This is a genomic window from Shewanella sp. 10N.7, from assembly GCF_020806285.1.
Lineage (GTDB): Bacteria > Pseudomonadota > Gammaproteobacteria > Enterobacterales > Shewanellaceae > Shewanella > Shewanella electrodiphila.
The window spans coordinates 98,284-123,517 of sequence record NZ_JAJGZS010000014.1; the positions used below are offsets into that span (position 1 = coordinate 98,284).

General features: G+C 40.5%; 17 protein-coding genes, 1 tRNA gene and 1 pseudogene. 8 read left to right on the forward strand and 11 right to left on the reverse strand.

Translation table 11 applies throughout. The annotated features are described in order from the left end of the window. Nucleotides 1-526: 526 nt before the first annotated feature. From hrpA to LMH66_RS10760, 3 genes are all read right to left on the reverse strand, one after another. A complete protein-coding gene (hrpA, locus tag LMH66_RS10750; protein ID WP_229369967.1) occupies nucleotides 527-4,402 on the reverse strand; it encodes an ATP-dependent RNA helicase HrpA in 3,876 nt (1,291 codons plus the stop codon). Between the two features lie 97 nt (nucleotides 4,403-4,499). Continuing rightward, nucleotides 4,500-4,916, reverse strand: coding sequence for a CBS domain-containing protein (locus LMH66_RS10755; protein ID WP_102527104.1), 417 nt, complete (start codon nucleotides 4,914-4,916; stop codon nucleotides 4,500-4,502). 257 nt (nucleotides 4,917-5,173) lie between these two features. Beyond that, the gene (locus LMH66_RS10760) at nucleotides 5,174-6,202 is read right to left on the reverse strand and encodes an isoaspartyl peptidase/L-asparaginase family protein (protein WP_102527105.1); all 1,029 of its coding nucleotides are present in this window, start codon (nucleotides 6,200-6,202) and stop codon (nucleotides 5,174-5,176) included. Nucleotides 6,203-6,335: 133 nt separating this feature from the next. Here LMH66_RS10760 and LMH66_RS10765 point away from each other — a divergent pair, with 133 nt between their 5' ends. Both LMH66_RS10765 and LMH66_RS10770 read left to right on the forward strand, forming a co-directional pair. Further along, a complete protein-coding gene (locus LMH66_RS10765) occupies nucleotides 6,336-8,186 on the forward strand; it encodes an autotransporter assembly complex protein TamA (RefSeq protein WP_229369969.1) in 1,851 nt (616 codons plus the stop codon). Further along, complete coding sequence (locus LMH66_RS10770) at nucleotides 8,186-12,205, forward strand: translocation/assembly module TamB domain-containing protein (RefSeq protein WP_229369971.1); 4,020 nt, start codon at nucleotides 8,186-8,188, stop codon at nucleotides 12,203-12,205. The genes LMH66_RS10765 and LMH66_RS10770 overlap by 1 nt, the downstream gene beginning before the upstream one ends. Nucleotides 12,206-12,355: 150 nt before the next feature. Here the strand turns inward: LMH66_RS10770 and rplY are convergent, their stop codons facing one another. The 3 genes from rplY to LMH66_RS10785 all read right to left on the reverse strand — a co-directional run bounded on the left by rplY (nucleotide 12,356) and on the right by LMH66_RS10785 (nucleotide 15,088). Continuing rightward, nucleotides 12,356-12,643 carry a 50S ribosomal protein L25 gene (rplY, locus tag LMH66_RS10775; RefSeq protein ID WP_102527108.1) on the reverse strand — a complete coding sequence of 96 codons (288 nt, stop codon included), beginning with the start codon at nucleotides 12,641-12,643 and terminating at the stop codon, nucleotides 12,356-12,358. 311 nt (nucleotides 12,644-12,954) lie between these two features. Then, a complete protein-coding gene (locus tag LMH66_RS10780) occupies nucleotides 12,955-13,503 on the reverse strand; it encodes a DUF882 domain-containing protein (RefSeq protein WP_229369973.1) in 549 nt (182 codons plus the stop codon). A gap of 151 nt (nucleotides 13,504-13,654) precedes the next feature. After that, the gene (locus LMH66_RS10785; protein ID WP_229369975.1) at nucleotides 13,655-15,088 is read right to left on the reverse strand and encodes a L,D-transpeptidase family protein; all 1,434 of its coding nucleotides are present in this window, start codon (nucleotides 15,086-15,088) and stop codon (nucleotides 13,655-13,657) included. Between the two features lie 235 nt (nucleotides 15,089-15,323). Between LMH66_RS10785 and LMH66_RS10790 the strand changes: the two genes are divergently transcribed. Then, complete coding sequence (locus LMH66_RS10790) at nucleotides 15,324-15,599, forward strand: HU family DNA-binding protein (protein ID WP_229369977.1); 276 nt, start codon at nucleotides 15,324-15,326, stop codon at nucleotides 15,597-15,599. Between the two features lie 145 nt (nucleotides 15,600-15,744). Here LMH66_RS10790 and LMH66_RS10795 read toward each other — a convergent pair whose 3' ends face one another. Continuing rightward, the gene (locus tag LMH66_RS10795; RefSeq protein ID WP_229369979.1) at nucleotides 15,745-16,128 is read right to left on the reverse strand and encodes a hypothetical protein; all 384 of its coding nucleotides are present in this window, start codon (nucleotides 16,126-16,128) and stop codon (nucleotides 15,745-15,747) included. A 416-nt stretch (nucleotides 16,129-16,544) separates the two neighbouring features. Here LMH66_RS10795 and LMH66_RS10800 point away from each other — a divergent pair, with 416 nt between their 5' ends. Continuing rightward, nucleotides 16,545-18,479 carry a B12-binding domain-containing radical SAM protein gene (locus tag LMH66_RS10800; protein ID WP_229369981.1) on the forward strand — a complete coding sequence of 645 codons (1,935 nt, stop codon included), beginning with the start codon at nucleotides 16,545-16,547 and terminating at the stop codon, nucleotides 18,477-18,479. 320 nt (nucleotides 18,480-18,799) lie between these two features. On the opposite strand, the gene LMH66_RS10805 is transcribed toward LMH66_RS10800, so the two are convergent. The 3 genes from LMH66_RS10805 to LMH66_RS10815 all read right to left on the reverse strand — a co-directional run bounded on the left by LMH66_RS10805 (nucleotide 18,800) and on the right by LMH66_RS10815 (nucleotide 21,203). Further along, a tRNA-Leu gene (locus LMH66_RS10805) sits at nucleotides 18,800-18,885 on the reverse strand. A gap of 204 nt (nucleotides 18,886-19,089) precedes the next feature. Further along, entirely contained in the window at nucleotides 19,090-19,677 is a 588-nt protein-coding gene (locus LMH66_RS10810; RefSeq protein ID WP_229369983.1) for a uracil-DNA glycosylase family protein, read from the reverse strand. 155 nt (nucleotides 19,678-19,832) lie between these two features. Beyond that, complete coding sequence (locus tag LMH66_RS10815; RefSeq protein WP_229369985.1) at nucleotides 19,833-21,203, reverse strand: leucine-rich repeat-containing protein kinase family protein; 1,371 nt, start codon at nucleotides 21,201-21,203, stop codon at nucleotides 19,833-19,835. 195 nt (nucleotides 21,204-21,398) lie between these two features. Between LMH66_RS10815 and yqfB the strand changes: the two genes are divergently transcribed. Both yqfB and LMH66_RS10825 read left to right on the forward strand, forming a co-directional pair. After that, complete coding sequence (gene yqfB, locus LMH66_RS10820; RefSeq protein ID WP_102527116.1) at nucleotides 21,399-21,716, forward strand: N(4)-acetylcytidine aminohydrolase; 318 nt, start codon at nucleotides 21,399-21,401, stop codon at nucleotides 21,714-21,716. Between the two features lie 98 nt (nucleotides 21,717-21,814). After that, nucleotides 21,815-22,711, forward strand: a complete 897-nt coding sequence (locus LMH66_RS10825) for an SGNH/GDSL hydrolase family protein (RefSeq protein ID WP_229369987.1) — start codon at nucleotides 21,815-21,817, stop codon at nucleotides 22,709-22,711. 108 nt (nucleotides 22,712-22,819) lie between these two features. On the opposite strand, the pseudogene LMH66_RS10830 reads toward LMH66_RS10825, so the two are convergent. Next, nucleotides 22,820-23,199: pseudogene (locus tag LMH66_RS10830) on the reverse strand (zinc-binding dehydrogenase); the annotation flags it as partial. A gap of 202 nt (nucleotides 23,200-23,401) precedes the next feature. On the opposite strand from LMH66_RS10830, the gene LMH66_RS10835 reads away from it, so the two are divergent. Both LMH66_RS10835 and LMH66_RS10840 read left to right on the forward strand, forming a co-directional pair. Beyond that, on the forward strand, nucleotides 23,402-24,277 hold the full coding sequence (locus LMH66_RS10835; protein ID WP_229369989.1) for a polysaccharide lyase family 7 protein: 876 nt from the start codon (nucleotides 23,402-23,404) through the stop codon (nucleotides 24,275-24,277). Nucleotides 24,278-24,567: 290 nt separating this feature from the next. Then, nucleotides 24,568-24,732, forward strand: coding sequence for a hypothetical protein (locus LMH66_RS10840; RefSeq protein ID WP_229369991.1), 165 nt, complete (start codon nucleotides 24,568-24,570; stop codon nucleotides 24,730-24,732). The last annotated feature ends 502 nt before the right edge of the window (nucleotides 24,733-25,234 follow it).

Here is a 25,234-nt window from a genome sequence, read left to right on the forward strand (position 1 = left end):
GCTGCTTTTTTTATGCTTGAGAAAGAGCTAATAGTATTAGTTCAATCTACTTATTCTTCATCAGTAGGTAGTGACTCTAGAACGTCATCTTTTACTTGATAATAAGCATTTTCGTATTCATGAACTTCCATAGTAACTCCTATCAACCTAAGGTCGTTTTGTAGGGGGTAAGGAATGTCTATTATTTAGGGGGTGACATTTTCCTTTACAGAGAAGCAGTAGCCATCATTACTTCTTGGTTCTGATTATACCAAGCATATAGTTCCAATCCCACCAATAATTACAAAAAACTTTCAGAAATGTATGTTCAATTTGTAAATAACTCGTTTTATAGTGCTTTTTAGTAGGGTAAAACTGTAAGCCTTACAAAAAGGATCACGAAAGCAGCATACTTATGTCACATTCAATCATCTCACCACACAATCTACTAACAACAGGTCTTTTTGTTTAAGATAATAAAAAGCGAATAATAGCGTACAGACTATTACTCGCTTAATTATCATTTAGGTGATAAATCTCTGAGTCGTTAAACTTGATTTATGTGCATCACAATCCGTTTTTCTGAAATAGGATAAGCTGTGCCAAGGACTTGGGCGAAACAAGATACGCGGTACTCTTCTATCATCCAACGAGCTTCTAATAAAGACTCAGGAATTGGCTGCATTTTAGGTACTTTAGCCAGCTGCGCTTTAAGCAAGTCGTCCACTTTAGCAATGCTTTGCATGTGCAATCTATCACGAGTAGGATCAACGGGTAACTTATCTAAGCGGTTTTCAATCGCCTTTAAGTAACGAGCGACATCGGCTAATCGACTCCAGCCACAGTGCTCAACAAAGCCTTTAAATACCAATTTATCCAGCTGGTTATTAATATCACTCATTGCAAAAGCAATATCTAAACTGATCTTGCCTTTTAAACGCTTTTTAATCCGCTGATAAATCGTCAATACTTGCTCAACTTGCAGTGAAATTTGCTCTGCATAGCCGTTTAGTTCTTGTCTAACCCAATCTTTAGCTTGTTCAAATTGCGCTTCATTTCGAACATCTAATTTTTTCTCATCAAGTAGCTGCTGCACCGATGCAGAAATAATGTCGTCAATCAGCAATTGCACTTGCCCGAATGGATTGAAATACATCGCAAGTTTAGCTTTATTTGGCAGCGCCTTTTGTAAATGCTTAACAGGAGACGGTATATTGATCAGTAATAAGCGGCGTAAACCAATACGATGTTGACGCTCAGCTTCAAATTCATCATCAAACAACTTAATTGATACTTGGCTTTTCTCGTCAATTAAAGCCGGATAAGCTTTAACTTCATAATTACCTTTACGTTTTTGATATTGCTTAGGTAAATCACCAAATGACCAAGTGGTTATCTCTTTCTTTTCAATACCATCTTCAGCCACGTTACGAATCGCTTTTGCCACAACGCCTTGTAATTTATCTTTAAGGCTGTCTAAATCGCGCCCTTGATCCACAAGGCGATGCTTATCATCCTCAACTTTGAAGTTAACGGCTAAATGAGCGTTTAACTGAGTTAAATCGAAATCATCACCGCTGATACGAGTACCTGTCATACGAAGTAACTGCTTACACATCGCATCAAGCAAAGGCATCGAAAACGGCTCCATTGCTTGTACACATGCGCGGGCATAATCTGGTGCGGGTACGAAATTACGGCGTAGATTTTTCGGTAGTGACTTAATCAATGCGACAACTTTTTCTTCTCTAAGCCCTGGTACTAACCAATCAAAATCATCAGTGTCGATTTGGTTGATTAACGCCACCGGAATATGCACTGACACACCGTCATCAACAGCTGCTGGCTCAAAGTGATAACTCACTTGTAGCCCTAAATTGGCTTTGTGCCACACTTCAGGGAAATCCAATGCTGAAATATGATCTGCACTGCGCTGCATTAATAAATCTTGATTGAAATCTAATAACTCAGGGTTTTGCTTACGGGCTTCTTTCCACCACTTAAAGAATAATGGCGCGTTATAAATACCCTGCGGGACTAATGGATCATAAAAGTCCACCAACACTTGCTCATCAACCAAGATATCGCGGCGACGAGACTTATGCTCTAGAGACTCGATATCATTCAGCAGTTGCTGATTCTTGATAAAGAAAGGTTCTTTAGTCTGTAATTGCCCTTCAGCTAATGCACTGCGAATAAATATTTCACGTGATTCCACAGGATCGATTGGGCCGTACTGCACTCTGCGGCGATTCACCACTGTCAGCCCATAAAGTACTTGATTTTCAAAGGCGATAACACTGGCTGGTTTGGCCTCAAAATGAGGTTCTAAATGGTTTTTCTTAATGAGATGCGCCGCTAATGGTTCTAACCATTCTGGCTGAATTTTGGCGCAGCAACGAGCGAAAAGACGAGACGTTTCGGTCATTTCTGCCGCCATAATCCACTTTGGCCCTTTTTTCGCCAAAGGAGAACCAGGGAATACAAAGAACTTACGATTACGCGCGCCTAAATATTCGTTATTCGCATCTTTAAAACCAATGTGGCTTAACAAACCTGATAATAAGGCTTTGTGCAGGTCGTCATAGCTAGCAGGAGTATCATTTAAACGCCACTTTAAATCATGAACCGCTTGTTTTATTTGAGTGTATAAATCCTGCCATTCACGTACACGCAAATAGGCTAGATACTCTTCACGGCATTGTTTTCTAAACTGACTTGCTGATAGCTCGTGTTTTTGATCTTTAATATGATCCCAAAGGTTCACCCAACTGACAAAATCTGAGTCCTTGTCGGCATAACGACGATGACACTCATCGGCGGCTTGCTTCTTTTCAATCGGTCTTTCGCGCGGATCTTGAATCGATAAACCTGAAGCAATCACCATTACCTCATGTAAACAATTCATATCTTTAGCTTCAAGCACCATACGTGCTAAGCGAGGATCTAACGGTATTTTCGCTAAATTACGCCCTAGATTAGTCAATACTAAATCTTTGCGCTTTTGCTTAACGGCTTGCAACTCTTCTAGGAGTAAAAAACCATCACGAATATGTTTTTGTTCTGGCGGCTGAATAAATGGGAAACCAGCAATATCTCCTAAGCCAATCGCGAGCATTTGCAAAATAACTGAAGCAAGATTGGTTCGCAAAATTTCAGGATCGGTAAATTCAGGACGTTGAATAAAGTCAGTTTCATCGTACAGACGAATACAAATACCTGGACCAACACGACCACAACGCCCCTGTCGCTGATTAGCACTGGCTTGTGAAATCGGCTCAATTGGTAAACGTTGTACCTTGGTGCGATAGCTATAACGGCTGATTCGGGCGGTACCTGGGTCAATCACATAGCGAATACCCGGCACGGTTAATGACGTTTCAGCGACGTTAGTAGCTAATACAATACGACGGCCTATGTGACTCTTAAAGACTTTTGATTGCTCGCCATAAGACAGACGCGCATAGAGCGGTAAAATTTCAGTATCGCGATATTTCTGCTTACGCAGCATTTCAGTGGTGTCACGAATTTCTCGCTCACCATTCATGAAAATCAAAATATCGCCAGGGCCTTCAGCAATCAACTCGTCAACCGCTGAGAAAATGCCATCACTGACATCTAAGTCAGCATCGGCATCGCGCACCAATGGACGATATCGGGTTTCTACAGGGAATGTACGCCCCGAGACTTCAATGACGGGCGCATTATTGAAGTGTTTTGAAAAACGTTCGACATCAATAGTTGCCGAAGTAATAATCACTTTTAAGTCAGGACGTTTTTTAAGAACTTGTTTTAGATACCCTAAAATAAAATCAATGTTTAAGCTACGCTCATGGGCTTCATCGATAATAATCGCATCGTACTGATTTAAGAATTTATCTGAGGTCAATTCTGCAAGCAAAATACCGTCAGTCATCAGTTTAACGTAGCTATCTTGACTGATAGAATCAGCAAAACGCACCTTAAAGCCAACAACCTCGCCTAGAGGACTATTAATTTCTTCAGCAACGCGATTAGCGACGCTGCGGGCAGCAAGACGCCTAGGTTGGGTATGACCAATTAATCCACGGGTACCTAAGCCCAGCTCTAAACATATTTTTGGTAACTGGGTCGTTTTACCTGAGCCTGTTTCACCCGCAACAATCACCACTTGGTTATTGGCTATCGCATCGGCAATATCGCCGCGTTTTTGTGAAACAGGTAGCGCATCTGGATAGGTCACTGCAGGGCTATTTTTAAGCCTTAACTGCGCCTTTTCATAAGCTTGAGTCGCTTGCTCGGTTAACTTTGCTAAGACTTGATCTTTCTTTTCAGACTGAGGCTCTTTATTTAATTGATACAAACGACGACGAATTCTTGCTGCATCGGTTTGATAACAAGAGTTTAGGTATGCTTTAGAGAGCGGGTGTTGGTCCGAATTCAAATCTAATTCCTAGCAAGTATTTCAAAAACTGCGATCCTAGCAAGGAACTAGACTGAATGGTATTAGTTTAAAAAAAACAGCGGCGTAAATACTTAGATTATGCAGGCGTTAAGTAACATTGCTGCATATAGATATTCATTGCTTTGAGTACATCGGTACGATTAATGGTACCGATAACTTTCGAGCCTTGTACTACAGGATAAATTTTCGGTTTAGCACCAAGCATTTGTTCTGCTAACTGTAAAATACTGCCATCAGGTGATGCGGTTAATACATCTGTCTTCATACAATCTTTCACTGTTTCTGTCATATCGCAGTGATAGCTACTTTTAAGCATCACAGATAAACAATCTTGCTGTGATAAAAAGCCCACCAAGGCGCCGTCATTATCAACCACTGCAGCACCTGCTTTATTCTTGCCTAATAAATGTTCCACCGCCGTAGCCAGTGACATATTGGCTTTTAATAAAACTGGCTGACGATCCATATATTCTGAGATTTTGATTGAATCCATAGTGATACCCCTTAAACCTTTACTTGCGCAAGCCACATGAGTTAACAACACGCTCTAGTATTATTTTTGGTCTTCATATTGATTGTAGTCAAAATCCTAATAAAGCGATGATTGAATTAATAGATTGTGATATTCGATTAAACCTTTCTTTAACTAAAGCATCTTTGAATGGACCATAAAAAAGCACCAGATAATCTGATGCTTTTTCATTTAGCTAAGCCCAATCCATTCTAACCTTTAACGACTGTATGAGCTCATTATTGGTCTCGCCAAATCATAATGTTAGCTTGTTCGCCACTTTTTCGAGTCGCGCGGTACATGCCTTCTGTATTGAATGGCGTAGCAATATTACCGCGATGGTCAATAGCAATAACCCCGCCTGTTCCACCAGCAGTGATTAAGCGTTGGTTAATGACTTCATCAGCGGCTTGAATAATCGATTTTTGTTGGTATTTCACTTTAGCGCAAATATCACCTGCCACTTGGTAACGGATGAAATATTCACCGTGTCCTGTGGCTGATACTGCACAAACACCATTTTCAGCATAGGTGCCAGCGCCAATAACAGGGGCATCACCAATTCGGCCATAGCGTTTGTTTGTCATTCCCCCTGTTGAGGTACCTGCGCTAATGTTGCCTTGTTTATCTAATGCCACAGCGCCCACGGTGCCCACTTTGTATTCTGTGTCTAATTGTTGGTGCGCCGCTTGGTAATCAGCACTACTCTTGGCTTCGGCCATTTTAGCTTTAGCTCGCTGTAATCCTTCATAGCGTTTTTGAGTATTAAAGGTTTCATTGGCAACCAATGGCACACCTTGGGTTAAAGCAAACTCTTCAGCACCTTGGCCGTACAACATAACGTGCACAGATTCATCCATAACTAATCTTGCCAAATCAATAGGATTTTTTATGTGCTTAACGCCCGCAACTGCGCCTGCATTCATGGTATTACCGTCCATGATAGACGCATCCATTTCATGCTCTTCATTATGGGTATAAACCGCACCTTTACCTGCATTGAAATACGGTGAATCTTCAAGCACATTAATGGCTGTTGTGACTGCTGTAAGGCTTGAACCACCCTTTTCTAGTACCGTGTAGCCAGCATCTACTGCCTCTTTTAATTTGGCACGATAGGCTTGTTCTTGTTCTGGCGTAAAACTGGATTTTTTGATCGTACCAGCCCCACCATGAATGGCTAATGCAAATGGCTTGTCATTATTAGCAAAAGATATACTGGAAAAAAGTGTCATTGAAATAGCGAAAGCGAGCGTTATTGTTTTCATTTTAAGCAAGTCCTTGATCGGTTTGTATCTTTGTAACCATTTCAGGCGGTAATTTCAATCATAACCTTGCCTGTTAGCAGTATTCTGGCGACAATAGGTTATAAGTAATTGGCCGTTGATAAGCATTCATTCATTGTTATCCAAATCGTTTAAGTATTGCCTAGTCATATGCGTTGCTCTCGTTTCGATAGCATCGAATTTCGCTTGGGCAAAAGATGATTGGCTAAATATCAAATTAACAGGTGCCTCTGACAAGCTTAACAAGAATATTCGAGCCCATCTGGGTGAAAACCCCAACTCTGCTGTACAACGCCGTGCCTTCTTATTTACCGTCGAAGACAATGTTAATGCCGCTTTAGAATCGATGGGGCATTATCACGCAAAAGTCGATATTGAAGTAACCGAAGCAGAAAAAGGCCCGTGGACATTAAATGTGTCGATTGATGAGGGCAAACCTACCATCATTGAATGGATAGACATAAAGTTCAGTGATGAAATGCTCGATGACAGCAGTTTTAATCGATGGATGAACCTGCTGACAATCAAACCTGGCGATGTATTAAATCATGGTGTTTACTCTGAGCTTAAATCTCAACTGGTTACCTTAGCGCTAGCTCGCGGCTATTTTGATGGTTCATTCACACGCTCAGACATTGAAGTCAATCGAGATTTGAATACCGCACGGATCCACCTCTATTTTGAATCTGGTAAACGCTATTCAATTGGTAATGTCGAATTTTCAGGTCAAACCGTTAACGACGATATTTTAGAAAATCTTATCCCGTTTGATCCCCATGCCAAATATTCAACTCAGCGGCTAAATCGTTTAAATCGAAACCTGATTGATACAGGGTATTTCGCTGGCATTAAAGTTTTACCGCAACTTGATGGAATGTCGAATACTGAAATACCCATTAAAGTAGAATTAAGCCCGCGCCCGACACATTCATTTGAAGTGGGTTTAGGTGCTGACATTGGTAATAACGCCGAGAAATCTTCGATTGATCCAAGAGTACGACTCACTTGGCGTATGCCGCAGATTAACAGCTATGGACATACTCAAGAAACCACCATGGAGTGGTCACCGGATAAACCTAAATTCTTAACCACCTACACTATTCCATTGACTCATCCTTTAGATGACCAACTGAAATTTCGAGTGGGTTTATTACGAGATAAATACGGGGTAACACAGGACTATAATCCTGATGACCGTAGTTACGATTACACGGGCCAGCTTGAGTCAGAAAAACGTTTAATAGGGGTGATCAGACAACAGAGGTTAGATAATGATTGGTTGTTTGGCTACTCGGTAGAATTTAACCAAGAGTTTTATAACCAGTCCGACACCGATTATGATCCAAAGTTTTTATTATTTGGCATCGGGATTGGTAAAACCACTCGAGGCGATAATACACTCGACCCTAAATCTGGTTTCAGGCAGGTCTACAGTATTGAATACGGTAACTCAAGTTTAGGCTCAGAAATTAATTTGACTAAAATTGAAGCTAAATTTAAGTGGATTGACACTTTTTTTGACCGTCACCGCATTGTCACTCGACTCGATATGGGGGCAAATATCGCTGATTCTGATGAGATTGCTCAAATTTCACCTTCTTTGCGATATTTTGCAGGTGGCGACCAAACCATTCGTGGTTATGGTTACCAAGAACTTGGTCCTTACATCGAATATATCAACTCTGAAGGCGGTGTATCACGTCAGGTTGTAGGTGGACGTTATCTCGTGGTGGGTAGTTTAGAATACCAGTACTATTTAACAGATACATGGCGAGTCGGCACTTTTGTTGATGCGGGTAATGCATTTGATACAGAGCAGTTTGAACCTGTTGTGTCAGTCGGCGGCGGGATCCATTGGATTTCACCTATTGGTCCGATCAAATTGGACGTCGGCGTCGGCCTAAAAGAAACCACCACGATTGATCGTTCTTGGCGAATTCACTTAACAATGGGGACAGATCTATAATGACTGAAAAATCTTCCCCAACGGCAGACAATACACGTTCAACGAATGGGACAATTCCTGCGGCGACACCGCCAAAGTCAGCTTTAAAAAGATGCTGGAGTGCTTTTAAACTGTCCACGCGTCTTTTTATCTACATTCCTTTACTGATACTTATCATTGTAGCCGTCTTACTTGGCACCCCTATCGGCGCTCGGATTAGTGTTTTGCTTGCCAATCAATTTGTTCCTAATCTTGAATTGGATATTCGTTCGGGCACCATTAACAAACACCTCGAGTTTGATTATGCCAGTTGGTCAATGAATGGGGTATCCGTTGAAGTTGAAGATTTATCTTTATCCTGGGTACCTACTTGTTTGTTCAATAAACAAATTTGTGTCGACAGCTTAACAGCGAGCAAGGTCAATGTACGTGTTGCAACCGATGAATTTGATGAAACACCTGAAGCACCTGAAGCACCTGAAGCACCTGAAGCACCTGAAGCACCTGAAGCACAATCAATTGATGCTGAACGTCTTAATGCTGTCAACATTACACAAGACGATAATCAGCAAAGCGTAAATGTACAAAACTTGGATGCAAGTGTAATTGATGCAGCACTTAATACTGATGAGCCCTCACCTCTTATTTTGCCAGTGGTCATCGGACTTAACCATTTGGACTTGAATAACGTCAAAGTCAGTGTCAATGATATGCGTTACAACGCTGGACGTCTGCAGGGCAAAGCACTGTGGAATAAAAGCGGCCTTCGTGTTAGTTACCTTCACAGCCAAGATTTATTGGTAGATATTCCACTTGGCTCTGATGAGACTGATATTGAAGCCAAATCTGAGCAAAATAATGCGACAGACAAGCAGGATATAGAAGAATGGGCAATGGCAAAATTGCCGGCTGTTTACATGACCTTCCCTATCTATGTTGATGAATTAACGACCACAGATAGTGTGATGCTTTTAGGCGAACGTGAAGATACTTTTGCTCATATTGCCTTAAAAGGTAGCTACGTAGAATACTTAATCGATATTCAAGAGTTAGCAGTTACTCACCAATATGGCGATGCAAAACTGATTGGCGATATCAGTTTAAATGATGATTACCCGATGACAATTGATGCTCAGTTCTCACTCAACAATGTCACAGAGCTTCCTGAGTTATCCAATCAAACCTTAAGCATTCAAGCTGAAAATGGCTTCGATGATTTAGCCGTAAAAGTCTCAGCATCTGGTGATATCAATATTGACTTTGAGGGTACTATTGCCTTAAGTCGTCCTGAAATGAATTATCAATTAGAAATAGCAAAGGCAGATCTGCAGTGGCCATTGGATAAGCCTGACTATTTTGCCAAGATTGATAAGTTAACCAGTAAAGGAGATATCAACAGTCAATCAGCCATATTTGACGCCGAATTATTAAGCCCTTTTCATCCACTACTGGATGTGAACGCCAACATTAGTTTTGAAAGTGAACAACTCATTATCTCAAGCATTAATATCCTATCTAATGCAGGTAACATCAAAGGTAATGGTTTACTTAACTTCAAAGATGAATTTAGCTGGCAAGCAGAACTTGAAACTGAAACCTTACAATTAGAGAAAATCAGTTATTTATACGAACTCACCGAGTTGACCAGTAACATCAATGGTCAATTATCATCTGCCGGCACCATTGGCGATGAAACATGGCACATTGAAATCGCTGATGCCGCGCTCGATGGCTCGTTAAATGCGTTTCCATTAACTGTCAGTGGCAATATTGAGTTAAATGAGCAACTGGCTGTCAATGCCGATAACTTACATGCAACCGCACTAGGTGCTGAGCTTATTATTAATGGTCAAGCCAATAAAATTTGGGATGTCGACGCAGAGCTTACTGTGCCCGACCTTAGCCAGTGGTTGCCCAAATCTACTGGCGGCATTTACGCAAAAATTGATGTGACTGGTGATGATCAACAACCGATTGTCGATATCACAGGTAAGGTGTTTGATTTTGAATACCTAGATATGGAAGTTGAACTGTTAAATCTTAATGCTCACTACTTACCGTTAAGCCAGCATCAATTTAAACTTAATATCACTAATGACCAGTTTACTTGGCAAGAAATCGATTTATCACAGCTGTTAATCAACGCATCAGGAAACCTAAATCAACAACACCTTGAGTTTTCTACCGCTGGTGAATTCGCTATCAATACCATTATCGATAATAAATTCGATGAGAATAGCCAAGTATTTGATGCACAGATAAAGTCTTTATCAGTCTCTCACTTTTTAGGTACATGGGCCACTGATAGAATTGTGGAGGTTATGTGGGATCAAAAAAATGGCCAAGGTAGCGTCAATCCTTTTTGTATTAACCACCCCAACAATCACTTATGCATAGAAACTCCTGCGACGTTTGGCAAAATGGGGGATATTCAATTAACTGCTCAAGGTACGCCAGGGTTACTATTAAAGCCTATTTTGCCCACTAAATTCTCTTGGACTGGGGATTCAGATATTTCAGTCTCAGCAACTTGGTCTGAGACAGAAAAGCTTCAAGCAAATGCTGATATCCATTTTTCAGAAGGTCAACTTGAGCTTAGGCGCACCAGCAAAGATTTTATCAATTTACACTACGATATTATACAACTCACCGCATCGCTAAACGAACAAGTACTGCAAGCAAAACTTATTGTAGAGGCTGAAGAAATTGCCACTATCAACAGCCAAGTTACCGTCAATACAGATCCAAGTCGGGCATTAAAAGGTAATATTAATGTTGATGCATTAAACCTATCTCACTTACAAGGTTTTTTCCCAAAACTTGAAACACTCGAAGGGATATTTGCCGCTGACTTAGCACTTGAAGGCAACCTTGAAAAGCCAATGGCTAAAGGCAGTATTTCATTATCTAAAGGTGCTATTGCAACCACCAGTAATCCAACGCTTATTAATGATATAAATCTCGCCATGGCGTTAAAGGGGCAAAAAGGCTTGCTTGATGGCAGTGTAGCGATGGGAGACGGCCAGGCACAAATCAATGGCACTTTATCTTGGCCTCAAGGCAGTTTCAGCGGTGACATTGATATTAACGGCGACAAACTGGCTGTTATCGAGCCGCCTATTGCTATTTTACAAGTATCCCCAGATATCAATCTCAAATTCAATAAAGAACAACTTGCTGTAACCGGTAAAGTTGACATTCCAACGGGTGAAATCGCCGTTATGCAGCTTGCTGAAGGTGGTGTGGCGGTGTCATCTGACGTCGTATTTAAAGACTCTATCTCAGAACAAGAGCAAAGGGTTAGCCCTTATGCCATCGTCTCAGATTTAAACATTAACCTTGGCCCAGAAGTATCCATTGACGGTATGGGGCTTAGCGGAAAACTAAACGGAACCATACTGTTGCAACAACAAGCTTTTAAACCACCTTTACTGTTTGGGGACATTAGAGTTAGCCGAGGTACTTATAAGTTTATGGGGCAAACCTTAACCATAAGCACAGGTGATGTGCAGTTCTCAGGCCCTACTGAAGTGCCTAACTTAAATATTGAAGCGGTTCGTGAAATAAAAGAGGAAGATCTCACTGCAGGTGTCAGAGTCACAGGTACTGCAATGCGCCCTATCGTGACGTTATTTTCGAGCCCAGCTAAAGAACAAGCGGAAATTTTATCTTACATCGTGACTGGCGCAGGGTTTGGCAGTTCCACTAATGAACAAAACAGTGCTTTGATGATGGGAGCAGCACTGACATTAGGTTCGCAGTTTGGTGGTGGAGCAATCAATAACATTGGCTCTACTGCGACAGGCTTAATTGAAAAGTTTGGTTTTTCTAATGTTCAGCTCGATGCAAACGATGAGGGCCGCGTTGCAATTAGTGGTTATATTGGCGAAGACTTAATGGTGAAGTATGGTATCGGGGTATTTAACCCAGGTTACGAAATGACCGTACGATATTACATATTGTCGCAATTGTACTTAGAAACGGTATCGGGCACATTGAACCAATCACTCGATATTTATTATAGCTTCAACGTCGATTAGCGTCAGTTCGCTATTCTCTATTCTCTATTCTCTATTCTCTATTCTCTTAATTAGAACTTTAATACTTTAATCCCTTTACCTTTAATTTTCTCAGTAAAATTCAGACATAAAAAAAGCGCCGTTAGGCGCTTTTTTCATTCAAATTAACGATTAAGCAAATTTGAAGTCAATATGTTCAACTAAAGTTTTGAACGCGTGGCGTTGCATAGCTTGAACACGTACTTTAACTTCTTTACCATCGATAACTAGAGTTAAATCTGTGTTGTAGAAATCGTCATTCAATTGAATGTTGACGATATCTTTTTGAGCCATTTTGATTGAGATAGGCTCTTTACCTGGACCGTAGATTACAGCAGGAACTAAATTCGCATGACGTAGGCGGCGGCTCGAACCTTTCCCGATTTCAGTACGGATTTCAGCTTGAATAGTGTAAGACATGTGTTTCTCACTTAATAAAAAAAATAAATTGATGTTGTTATTTTCGACCAATAACAACTCGTGCTTGTTTAATACATATGCTGGTTACACAAAAGTTGGTATTTGAACCAAATCGATTGATTAAACTAAAGCTAATTAAACCAAAGCGCGCGGATTCTAACACAGCTCATTAAGCTCAACAAGTTATTAGCATTGATTTCATACCATTCGCTCTGTTCACTAAGCCTAAAAAACGCATAGTTGCATGACTAATAGGTACTTTACTTAATACTTGAACCAATACTTTGATTATTAATGACAGAAATGAAATTTTACCAACTTCTGACCGGGCCACAATCCACATGGATAAAACCAGAACGTGGATAATAACCTACACCGCCGAGTTCTAAAGAGCGTGCAGCATCACGTAATGTTTTAAGCTCTACTCCGGGGATGGCAAGATCCATCGCCATGCCTTTCATATGATAGCTTTTTTTAGCCACTCCGTTACTTTTCGAAGCTAACATATTGTTAGTCACCGGAGAACGATAGCCTGAGATGACATGCACTTCATCAGTGTTGCCAATGGTTTGTTGTAAATTATAAACAAACTCATAAAGACGTTTATCCATAGGAGCTGATTGGTTTTGTCGATGATCACGAAGTACTTTACTAAATAAAGATAAAGTCTCCTGGTTGTATTCGCCTTCAGCCCAGAACTGTCCTTGTTCGCGCTCGCCAGTGTGACGATTATAAAAACTCAACTCCCTAAAACCTTGGGTTGAACGACTTGCTTGAGCAGGGGTTGAAAACATTGATGCGACTGCAACACCACTTAAACCTAACAATACTTGCCTACGGGCAGGACAAACTAAAGACATTAACTCACCACTTTCTGATAATATAAACCTGTGTGTTTTTTACACAACTGAAAGGGAAGTTAAACGGAAAGGAAGGCAATAGCAAGCGATCAAGCCGACAAAATCAGCTTAATTTTTGTACATGTTAGTAAGTTATAATCAGGTCAATCACTTATCGAGAGGCACTTTGAAGTCTAGATGTTGAATTATTCGCCACTATTGTTTGTTTGGTGTTGTTCAAATGATAAATATCATTACGGTACTGAACGAGGTTAGCGTCATCTACCCAAGCATTCCAATAAACAAAATGAATCGGAACTGTTTGAGATAAAGAAAACCACTGGGTTTTGCTGGCATCTGTTTGCATGCGCTGCCAAGTTCGTTTATCGATAACGACGTTGCTTGCAAACCACTCCGCAAGCTCTTGGATTTTTTCAATCCTGACACAACCAGATGAAAGCGCTCTATCATCTTCTGCGAATAAATTTTTATCGGGCGTATCATGCAAATAGATATTCAAATCATTCTTGAAATGAAACTTATAGCGACCTAAAGCATTAATCTCCCCTGGTCGCTGCACTAAACGATAAGGAAATGGTTCAGTCCTTACAACTTCTTGCCATTCTTGTGGGGTTTTATTCACCTTAGTACCAGTGACATCAAATACATCAAACTGCCTATCGCTGATATAACTGCCGTCTTCGGCGACCTTAGGCAAGATGTCACGGCGCATGAGTTTTTTGGGTACTGTCCAAGTCGGGTTAATGACAATGTTCGATATCTGCCCTTTCATTACTGGGGTTCTTCGATACGAACGCCCCACTATGACTTTTGAAGTTAAGGCAACTTGACTGTCACTAACAAGTATCATTTCAAATGCAGGAATGTTGACTAATAGGTATTGCTCGCCTAAGTCACTTTTATAACTGGTTTTATCGACAAAATTAGCGGCAAGTAATTCAGCTCGTTGCATTGGTGTTTGATTCAACCAGTGCAAGGTTTGTGGGCCAATAACAGAATCAGGCTTTAGACCGTGACGCGACTGAAACTTTGCGACAGCTAGGGCAATAGTATTATCGAAAATATATTGCGTTTCTGAGCGAGAAGACAAATCGCCTAAAAGCCAAAGTCGCTGGGAAATAGCGCTAATCGTTTTATGGCTGTCACCCGGGCGCAATAACCCTCCGGGTTGGATGCTGGCCCATTCGTGCCTAGTATTAAGCCACATCAATCGTCGGATATGATTAAGCACACTTAAATAGTCTTCAGCATTGGGTTCCAAAGCAAAGGTTTTACGTTTTAACGAGGCATTACTCGCTAATTGATCATAAGAAAGAGCAACCCCACGCTGATGCCAGAATTCAGCAATGTCAGCTTGAATAGCATCAATATACTCAAACTTCTCGGCCTCACTATGACCTTTTAAAATAGCCAAATACTGCTGTCTGTCAGCGGTAGGTTCAACTAACGAAATTAACATCACATGTTGGGCGAGTGTTTTATAGGTAGCTTGATTTTCAGAAGAGGCTTTAGCAGGCAAACTCAACAGAAGTGACATCATAAACAACATGGCGAAACCTAAACGCCAACAACGCAATACTTTCATTCAGCCCCTCCTCTTTCAAACGAATATATTCAGTATGGCAAAAAATTATCAACCTTGTGTTACAGACAGTGTTAAGTCGTTACAAGTTACTACGAAAGGTGGATGAATTTAGCGCAACTACATAAACAAGGAGCCACTAAACATATAATTGCCCTTAAGAAACTAGGAATGCTTTAGCAGAACTGATATAAACATGCCCCGCAAAAATATTTTATCTATTTATCGCAGTAGTTTTATGAATAAGAAACAACTTGTACAAACCATGGCATCTGACATGGGTATTTCACAATCTCTAACTAAACCACAATTAGAGCAGATCCTATTACAGCTTCATAAAGCCTTAACAGAAGGTGAGAAAGTGTATTTACCACAATTTGGCACCTTTGAACTTCGTTACCATTTAGCAAAAAATGGACGTAATCCAAAAACAGGTGAGAGCATAGAAATTCCAGGCTTCAATCAACCTAGCTTTAAAGCAGCTCCTGCATTTAAAAAACACATCAACAGCTAATTTAATATTTCTAGCGCTGCACGACTTGTTTAAACAAAAAGCCTTTGACTGAGAAAATCAACCAAAGGCTTTTTTGTATTCTAAAAACGGCTTTAATACCCAAAACAAAAACTTGTGACATGCACTTGTAAAATGAATGGCTATATTAGGCTGTGCGTTTAACCTTGGCTAAATAGCCCAAGAATACAATCACAAAAATAGAGTCCAACGTGATAGTTAATAAAGATTTTTCAATATATTGAGCGCCAAACATAACGATTAGAGAAATAAATGCGACTTTACTTGTGCTAGCAAGCACCAACGCTAAATTTCGATATATGGGTCGAAATGCGCCATAAATGAGTAAGACTCCGATCATAAAAATAAGAAAGCCCCAACTTCTAACAACAACCTGAGCTAAAGGCTCTGTAAGCGATTCTCCAAACATACTGATAAGCGCTTCTTGGGGAGCAAATACTGCAAAGATCATTGAACAAGTCAGCCCACCAGCAACAATCATTATCCATTTCATATAATCAATCGAGGTCAAATTAACTCCTTACAATCCATGTTAGTTAACGTTAACGCTTACTAAGAATATCTGCTTAAAGTCGATGCACGGTTATACCGTATCAACAATGCATAACCTGAGTCGCTGATAATACTCATGTAAATTATTTTTGATGTACATCAAAATGATGAGTTACTAGATTTCCTCAATGCGTATTTATCTCTACGCGTAACGTTATTATCAGTATTTATCTGCCTATGTTAATAAAAATGATAAAACCACTGAGTAACTTCTAAATCAGCCTTAAATTCATATCTGGGTAATTTACGGGTTTTTCTTTAGCTCATTTGTTAGAATCCCCCATTATTTTGGCAACCGCATTGTTGCTACACTTTGAGTGACTACGCTAAACGCCCCCTCAAAGCATGAAAGTTTGACTAAATTAAAGGCAGGATATGACCGTTCTTCTAATGACTCCACCGATGACTCAGCTAAATACGCCCTACCCGGCAACCGCGTATTTAACTGGTTTTTTACGCTCACGTGGCTATGAGGCGGTGCAGAGAGATCCTGCGATTGAACTTTTTTTAGAGATGATGACAGCTCCAGCCCTTGATATCATCCGCCAGCATGTAGAAGAAAACTACCAGCACTTTGAAGACGATGAACTGCCTGAAGTTATTTTTAATTTCCTCGCTGAATTTGACCGCTACCACTTAGCTGTTGAACCTGCGATTCGCTTTTTACAGGGTAAAGATCCAAGCCTTGCTATGCGGATTAATTCACGTCGATTTTTACCTGAAGGACCAGCTTTTGATACGATTGCACAGATGGAAGCCGTGTCTGGTGATGTATTACAAGCCGCTTTTGGTAACCTAGGGGTACAAGATAAAGCAAAGTATTTAGCCACGCTATTTATCAATGACTTATCAAACGTCATTACTCAAGGGGTAGATCCTTATTTTGAAGTCAGCCGTTATGGTGAGCAATTAGCCGCAGCTAACCCAAGTTTCGATAACCTCTACGATACTTTGATGGGTGAATCGAGCTTCAGCTCAGATATATTAGAACAATTAGTCGAGCAGTACTTAGAAGAAACTCAGCCTAGCGTTGTCGCGCTGACAGTGCCTTTCCCCGGCAATATGCTCGGCGCATTACGTATTGCGCAAACCTGTAAAAGTATTAACCCAAGTATTCCTATCGTCATTGGCGGCGGCTTTATCAACACAGAACTTCGCGCGCTAAAAGATCCTCGAGTATTTGAATTCATCGACTTTATCTGTCTTGATGATGGCGAGCGACCGTTAATCACCTTATTGGAATACTTCCAAGGGGAACGAGAGATTGACGACTTAGTGCGTACTTATTTCCTTGCTGAAGATGAAAATGGTACTCCCTACGTTCACTTTAATGAAAACAAAGAGCTGCACGATATACCGCAAACTGATGTTGGCGCGCCAATATACGATGGTCTGCCATTAGGCGAGTATTTATCTTTGTGTGAAATGCTTAACCCTATGCATCGCATTTGGAGTGATGGCCGCTGGAATAAACTCACTATCGCTCACGGTTGTTACTGGCGTAAATGCAGCTTCTGCGATGTCAGCTTAGATTATATCGACCGTTACGACGCCGCAGGCGCTGACGTTCTCGTTGACAGAATTGAGCAACTCATCGAAGAAACGGGGGAAACTGGTTTTCACTTTGTTGATGAAGCCCTGCCACCAAAAGTGTTGTTCTCATTGGCCAAGCGATTGATTGAACGTAATGTAGTGATTAGTTGGTGGGGTAATATTCGTTTTGAAAGGACCTTCAGCCAAGCGCGCTGTCAATTACTTGCAGACTCTGGTTGTATCGCTGTCAGCGGTGGCCTTGAGGTTGCATCCGATCGCTTATTAAAACTGATGAAAAAAGGCGTGAGCGTTGAGCGTGTTGCTCATGTGACTAAAGCCTTTAGTGATGCCGGTATTTTGGTACATGCTTACTTGATGTATGGTTTCCCGACTCAAACCGAGCAAGAAACCATTGATTCCCTTGAAATGGTACGCCAGATGATGGAACAAGGTTGTTTCCAATCAGCTTACTGGCATCGCTTTGTTGCCACAGTACATAGTCCTATAGGCATGAACCCTGAACAGTTTGGTATTACTCTTGCTGAACGTCCTGACATTCTTTTCGCTGAAAACGATGTCGACTTTACCGATCCAACGGGTACCGACCACCCAATGCTTGGTGAAGGCCTTCGCAAAGCCATTTATAACTATATGCACGGCATTGGTTTTGAACAGCCGATGAGCTTTTGGTTTGATCAGCCAGTTAAACCGACACAAATGAATAAAGACCTAATACTAACTGCTATCAATAATTTCATTGCCAGTAATGAAGAATAGCCACTTTTTAAGCCATCATTGACAGCTGCAGCACGCAAAGTGCTGCAATCTTCTTAGTTAATTTCTATACCTAAAAATCTACTTGTAATTTTATTCTTAAGATTCTCAAATTCCAAACATAAAAAGCCCCGACTAATGTTGAGGCTTATTACTCTCTTAATAAAAGCATGATAGTACCCGAAGCCAGACTTGAACTGGCTCGGCCGGTTTTAAAACGACGAGGGATTTTATAATCTTTTGAACTTTTGAACTTTTGAACTTTTGAACTTTTAAATTTCAGATATAAAAAAGCCCCGACTAATGTCGAGGCTGTTTTATGATGGTACCCGAGGCCAGACTTGAACTGGCACGCCTATTAAGCGAGGGATTTTAAATCCCTTGTGTCTACCGATTCCACCACTCGGGCAAACTCTGGTAACTCGTCGTAACGCGTTACAAAATTTGATATTCAACGAAGCAATCGGTTGCCGCCGCTGATGTGGTGCATACTTTACTGATTTTTCAGATAGGATCAATAAAAAAATGAAACTTATTGTTTGAATGCCCATTTTACAATCAAATAGCACGAAAACACGGCATTAAAGCACCATTTAACGCCAAGTCTTTATAACTAATCCTTTAAGGCGTCGTTAACTCGGCATTTAAGTTCAGGGAGTAATTGCTCTGAAAACCATGGATTTTTTGCTAACCAAATATTATTTCTCGGACTCGGATGCGGTAATGGTATCAATGACCGAGGATAATCAGCCCAGTTTCTAACCGTTTGCGTTAATGATTGTGTAGCTGTACCTAAATGATAGTCTTGCGCATACTTTCCAATCACTATCGTAAGCTGTACTTGCTTAAGTTCGGCAAGCAGGCGTTCACGCCAAGTTGCGGCACAAATTTTTAATGGCGGCAAATCTCCACTTTTACCTTTTCCTGGGTAGCAAAACCCCATGGGAAGAATGGCCACTTGTTCAGGATCGTAAAAAACCGTTTTATCTATCCCAAGCCACAGTCTTAGGCGCTCACCACTGGCGTCATCAAATGGCACACCTGACTGATGGACCGCAAGACCAGGAGCTTGACCAGCTATCAGCAACTTAGCATTAGCGTGCAACTGTACAACAGGATTAACACCATGGGTAAGCGAAGACTGGCATAACTGGCATTGTTTAACCTTGGCAATTAAGACGTTCAATTCCGCTTGGCTCATTCGCTCTCCTTGTCCCAGTATATTGCTCAGTGCTATTGGTTCAGTGCTATTAGCTCAGTACTATTTCCACATTGCTTCTTTACAGGGTTCTATGTGCGCAGTACTTTCAGACAGTATTTTTACAGAGAACTATTTGCTAAGTACTATGCTTAAGCTTACTGACTCAGACTCTCTTCTAGTGCCTTTAACTGCTGATATATTTGGTCAAATCTTGGTCTTAATACGCTGTTGTGTTCCAAGCATTGCTGAGACAATACAGAGAGTGCTTTAAAGCAATCTGACGCCGATGATTTACCAAGCTCAATTTGTTGGCCTAACAAGTCATCTAGCATATTACCAAAGGCTCTGACTTCAATACTTTGCATCATATTTGCTTGCCTAGAACTGAGCAACGACAAGTCAGTTGCTGCGCCAAAGTCACCAAATAGCATATTTCCTTCTATATCAATCATAGTGTTATGGGCATATATATCCCCATGACTGACTTTATTTTGATGTAAATGAGACAATGCTGCAGCCATGCTCCGCATCACTTTTACAATGTGTTCGAGCGATATGTCCATACCATCTGAAAAAGTATCTCTAGTACAAGTCACTAAAGAAGGTGGTAAGCCTAGATTATAGAAATATGCCGGTATAAGCTCCATGACGAGACCCAAATGAACTGGCTCTGAGATTTGCGCTAGCACTTTAATCAAATTCGGGTGATGCCCCGCACTCAAACAGCAATGTAACTCGTCTTTTGGGTAACCGTCTGACGTCACATCCCCTCTGAACATTTTAACTGCGACGCTTGAATACTCTTTATCAATACTCTTTTTGTTTTCTATAACCTGCTGTTGTGTCGTTTGTTGCCAATTAGCTTGATAGATAACACCTGACGCCCCTTGCCCAAGCTGTTCACCTAGTTGCAGTTCAGTCATTTGGGCATATGGGAACGTATCATGCGACACATGACTATCGGTAACTGGGTTGCCACTAAAAGCCAGCCACGCTAAATTAGGTAGCGATAACAGCCAATCAGGAATTACGCTTAAATTGTTGGCTGAAATTCGTAATAATTCTAGCTCTTTACAATTAGCCATTGTGGCAGGTAAAGCGTTAATTTTATTCCCAGCTAAGGCACATTTCTTTAAGCGATGTAAATCACCAATTGAGCTAGGTAACTGAGAAATCTTATTATCAGTTAAAATTAGCCAACGTGTATCAATCGGCAAACAGTTTTCGGCAACTGTATTGATCTGGTTAGCTTTAAAACCAATCATCTCAAGTTTTGGACACTGGGCAATGATTGCAGGCACTTCAGTAAAACAGTTAAACGAAAGAAATAAAATCTTCAACTCAGACAATTGTGCAAACTCATCTGGTAAACAACTTAAGCGGTTGTTAGAAAGGTCGAGCACTTCAAGGGTATCTGCAAAAGCCAACACTTCTAAAGGAAACTCGGTTAATTGTTCAGCTATTTGTATTCTTTTGAGTTGTGTACCGTTTAATTCGCCTGATGTTAGCTGTGCCAGTGTGTGCAAATGACCTTCCTGAATAGTTATTTGATGTAAATTTCGCACATGATAAGTCATCGCCAAGCACAAGTTAAGACAACATATTAACGCAAACCAAAAACTGACCTGTCGGCGTAAACAAAATCAACGTCATACTGTCATTTAAGCCAATCTTAGCGCAAAATATTATTATGAAGATCAAACGAACACCAAAGGCCATCAATGAGTGAATTAACCCCTATAAGCTTTTTCAGCCGCTTTGAAGACGATATTTTATCTGGCGCTAAAACAATTACTTTACGAGATGAATCAGAATCACATTTCAAAGTGGGTGAAACCTTGTCAGTTTCAACCTTTGAAGATGAGCGTTGGTTCTGCAATATCAAGGTCTTATCAGTCACTAAAGTCGCGTTCCATCACTTAACTGAAGACCATGCTGAACAAGAAAACATGTCATTGGAGTTTCTGAAATCATTGATTCAAGAAGTTTATCCTGGCGTCGAAGAGTTATTTGAAATCAAGTTCCAGTTGCTAAACTGATCTTAACATTGAGTTTCGTTTTTATTTGCTGATGAAACTACGGTTCAATTAGGATATAACTATCAGTAATTAAAAGAAAAGTAATTTAACGGAAAGGATTGCCGACATTGCATTATTTAAGCTTAATTTTTTTATGGCCAATTTACTTACTCCAAGCCATTTGGGTAAAAAAAACCACACTAAAACTGCCTGAACCTAAAGGGTTACGTGAAGGTATTGTCCGGCTAAATAATGCTAATGATTCACAATTAAGCTTAGATACTGAAGTCGTTTCCAGTTCAGAGCCCAATACATTATCGATATTGGTTATTGGTGATTCTGCGGCCGCCGGGGTTGGGGTTGAAACTCAGCAACAAGCCCTAACAGGCCAAACGGTTCAATCCCTTACCGCGTTAACGAGTCAACAAACCACAATGACTAGTCTACAAACAGAGCCTGCAACGCCAGCTAGCTATCACAAACTCAAATGGCGATTAATTGCTAAAAGCGGATACAGCACTAAGAATTGCTTAAACAAGCTCAACCACATATTAAGTCAAGCTCATCAAATTAGCGCCGATACTGTGATTATTTCTTTAGGTGTGAACGACGTATTAAGCCCGATTTCAGCCAAAACTTGGATTAGCCAACAGCAGCAATTATGTGAGCTGCTTTATACATCATTAGGCTGCAGCCAAATTATTATCACCAGTGTTCCACCTATGTCAGCCTTCCCCGCTTTACCCCAGCCTTTTAGGTGGTTTCTTGGTAGTAGAGCCAATGAGTTTAATCATGCTTTAACCCAGTGGATTGACCATAGCTCACTCCCATGTGAGCAATTAGATATGCGGGAATCATTGTCTAACGCAACTATGGCTGAAGATGGATTTCACCCCAGTGCAGAAATCTATCAACACTGGGGGAAAATGGCTGCTAGGTTAATTCAGTTGAATACACAAGCTAAAGCTAATCACACCTCAGCGAATACCGTTCAGAATAAAACTAGCGACCGATAAAGCGGCCTGTTTTATCTAACCAATTACTCTATACAAGAGTTACTCTAAACAAGAGTTATTCTAGGCGACTGTTATTCTAGGCGGCTGTTATTCTAGAGAGCAGTTATTCTAAACAACAGTGAGTACAATCTTGCCTACATGATGCTTTTCCTGAAACACTTTCTGGGCAGTGGCAATGTCAGCTAAGGAAAATGTGTCAGCCACAATTGGTTTTATTTTTCCAGACTCAATCGTTGCAACTAAGTTCGAAAATACTTCAGGCTCCAATACCGTACAGCCAAAGAAGCTCAAATCCTTTAAATAAAGGATTCTTACATCAAGTTCAACTAGTGCGCCGCCAATGGCACCTGAAACTGCGTAGCGGCCACCAGGCTTTAACACATCGATTAACTGCGGCCATTGTTTACCAGCAACTAAATCAATCACCACATTAACGCTATTTCCCCCAAGGTTTCAACTAAGTCCGCATCTCTTGGCAATACTTTGTTGGGTGGGTAAATAAGTTGTGATTTGAGTCAAACTTCATTTGTATTATTATACGTCAAATGTAATATTTAGCGTTATATTGTCCATAAGCAATAACGATAATCACAGGTATTATTCATATAAGTGCACAGGTGCTCATAAGTGAAATGCCGACACCATTTACTAAAACTCTCACAGATTATAAGAAGTAGGAATGTAGTTACCATGAAAAAATTATCAGTAATTCCTTTAACGATCCTTGTGTCAGGCTTTTTGACGGCATGTGCATCAACAACTGAACCATCGATTAATCCATATCCTGACGCTACAGGCGAACAAACCCCACCAGCAGATTACGCACAATTCTCAAACATTCTGTCAGCATCAAAATTGCAAATTTCAACGCCTAACTCAAAACCTGGCAGCAAGTATGAACTTGCTAGAGACAGTAATTTTAGCGGTATCGTTAACGAACACTTCTATGTTGATAAAGGTTCTAGTGCACTCGTGATGAACATGGAAGGTTATAAATTACGTAATGAACTTCGCGTTATTGAAAACTTCAAATCTGATAGTCCAAACACTTTCTATCATCTTTCAGCTGAATTGATGCCAATTAACCCACGTGATTCTGTAAAAGACAGCCCATCTAAAAATGATGCTATGACCTTTTTACAAGTACACAATAAAGGCACATTTGATGACGGTAAGCATGGCGTTGGGTACATCCCTCACCCACTATTACGTTTAGTATATGAAGCTGATCGCAAAGGTGTTAAAGATCATTATTGGGCCATCATTAAAAACAATAATGTAAACTGCAGTAAAGATAGCGGTAACCGTGAATCTTCAGCCTGTAAAAATGCTTACGTTCGCTTTGATTTAGGCGCTTACGATCCTAACGCCCCAACCAAGTTCGATATTATTGTCGGTGATTCAAAATTAGTGATTAACAGAGACGGTGAAAATCAAGTCACACATGACATCACTTACTGGAAAGAAATGCTTAATTACTTCAAAGCGGGCGTTTATAACCAATTTGAGAATGGTAAGAGTGAGGCTCATTTCTATCAGCTAGATTATAAGATCGAGCAAAAATAATTGTAGAGTCTTGTAAAACTGAACGTTAATCAATCTGAGTTAGCTGGCAAAAACACCCACCAGCTAATTCTCATTTTATATAAATGAACTCATCGTCCTCCCATTGATACTTACAGCATAACCCTCACCATAAATCACAAATGCTTCAGCCCTTTTGGGTAGAAATTTTCAAACCCCTTTTACAAATGCCTAAATTAATATTGATTAACAAAACCTTTACTCGACTGCCCGCTCATCATTATTGTATTTGTATAAATGGAATTTTAAGCTGTTGAAAGGGAGTTAACTCAATGGATTTAATCGCAGACCTATTATTTTATCTAAACCTAACATCTTCAAAAGAACTGCCTAAATCGATGCAGCAATCGAAAACCCTAACCGTTATGGTCATCATCGGATTGTGTCTGTTTTTGGGGTTCACAGCATTCTTATTTTACATGGCAGGAAAGCAGTAAATAAATTAGCGCGCCCGATTTTAAAACGACGAGGGATTTTTTCTTTCTTCAATTACTCAAATTTTGGACACAAAAAAGCCCCAACTTTCGTTGAGGCTTTTATGCACCATACTTACGTATGCAAGCTCTTTAAAAGAGAATATGGTACCCGAGGCCAGACTTGAACTGGCACGCCTGATTTTAAAATGACGAGGGATTTTATCTTTCTTCAATTACTCAAATTTCAGATACAAAAAAGCCCCAACTTTCGTTGAGGCTTTTATGCACCATACTTACGTATGCAAGCTCTTTAAAAGAGAATATGGTACCCGAGGCCAGACTTGAACTGGCACGCCTGATTTTAAAATGACGAGGGATTTTATCTTTCTTCAATTACTCAAATTTCAGATACAAAAAAGCCCCAACTTTCGTTGAGGCTTTTTTGCACCATACTTACGTATGTAAATGATGGTACCCGAGGCCAGACTTGAACTGGCACGCCTATTAAGCGAGGGATTTTAAA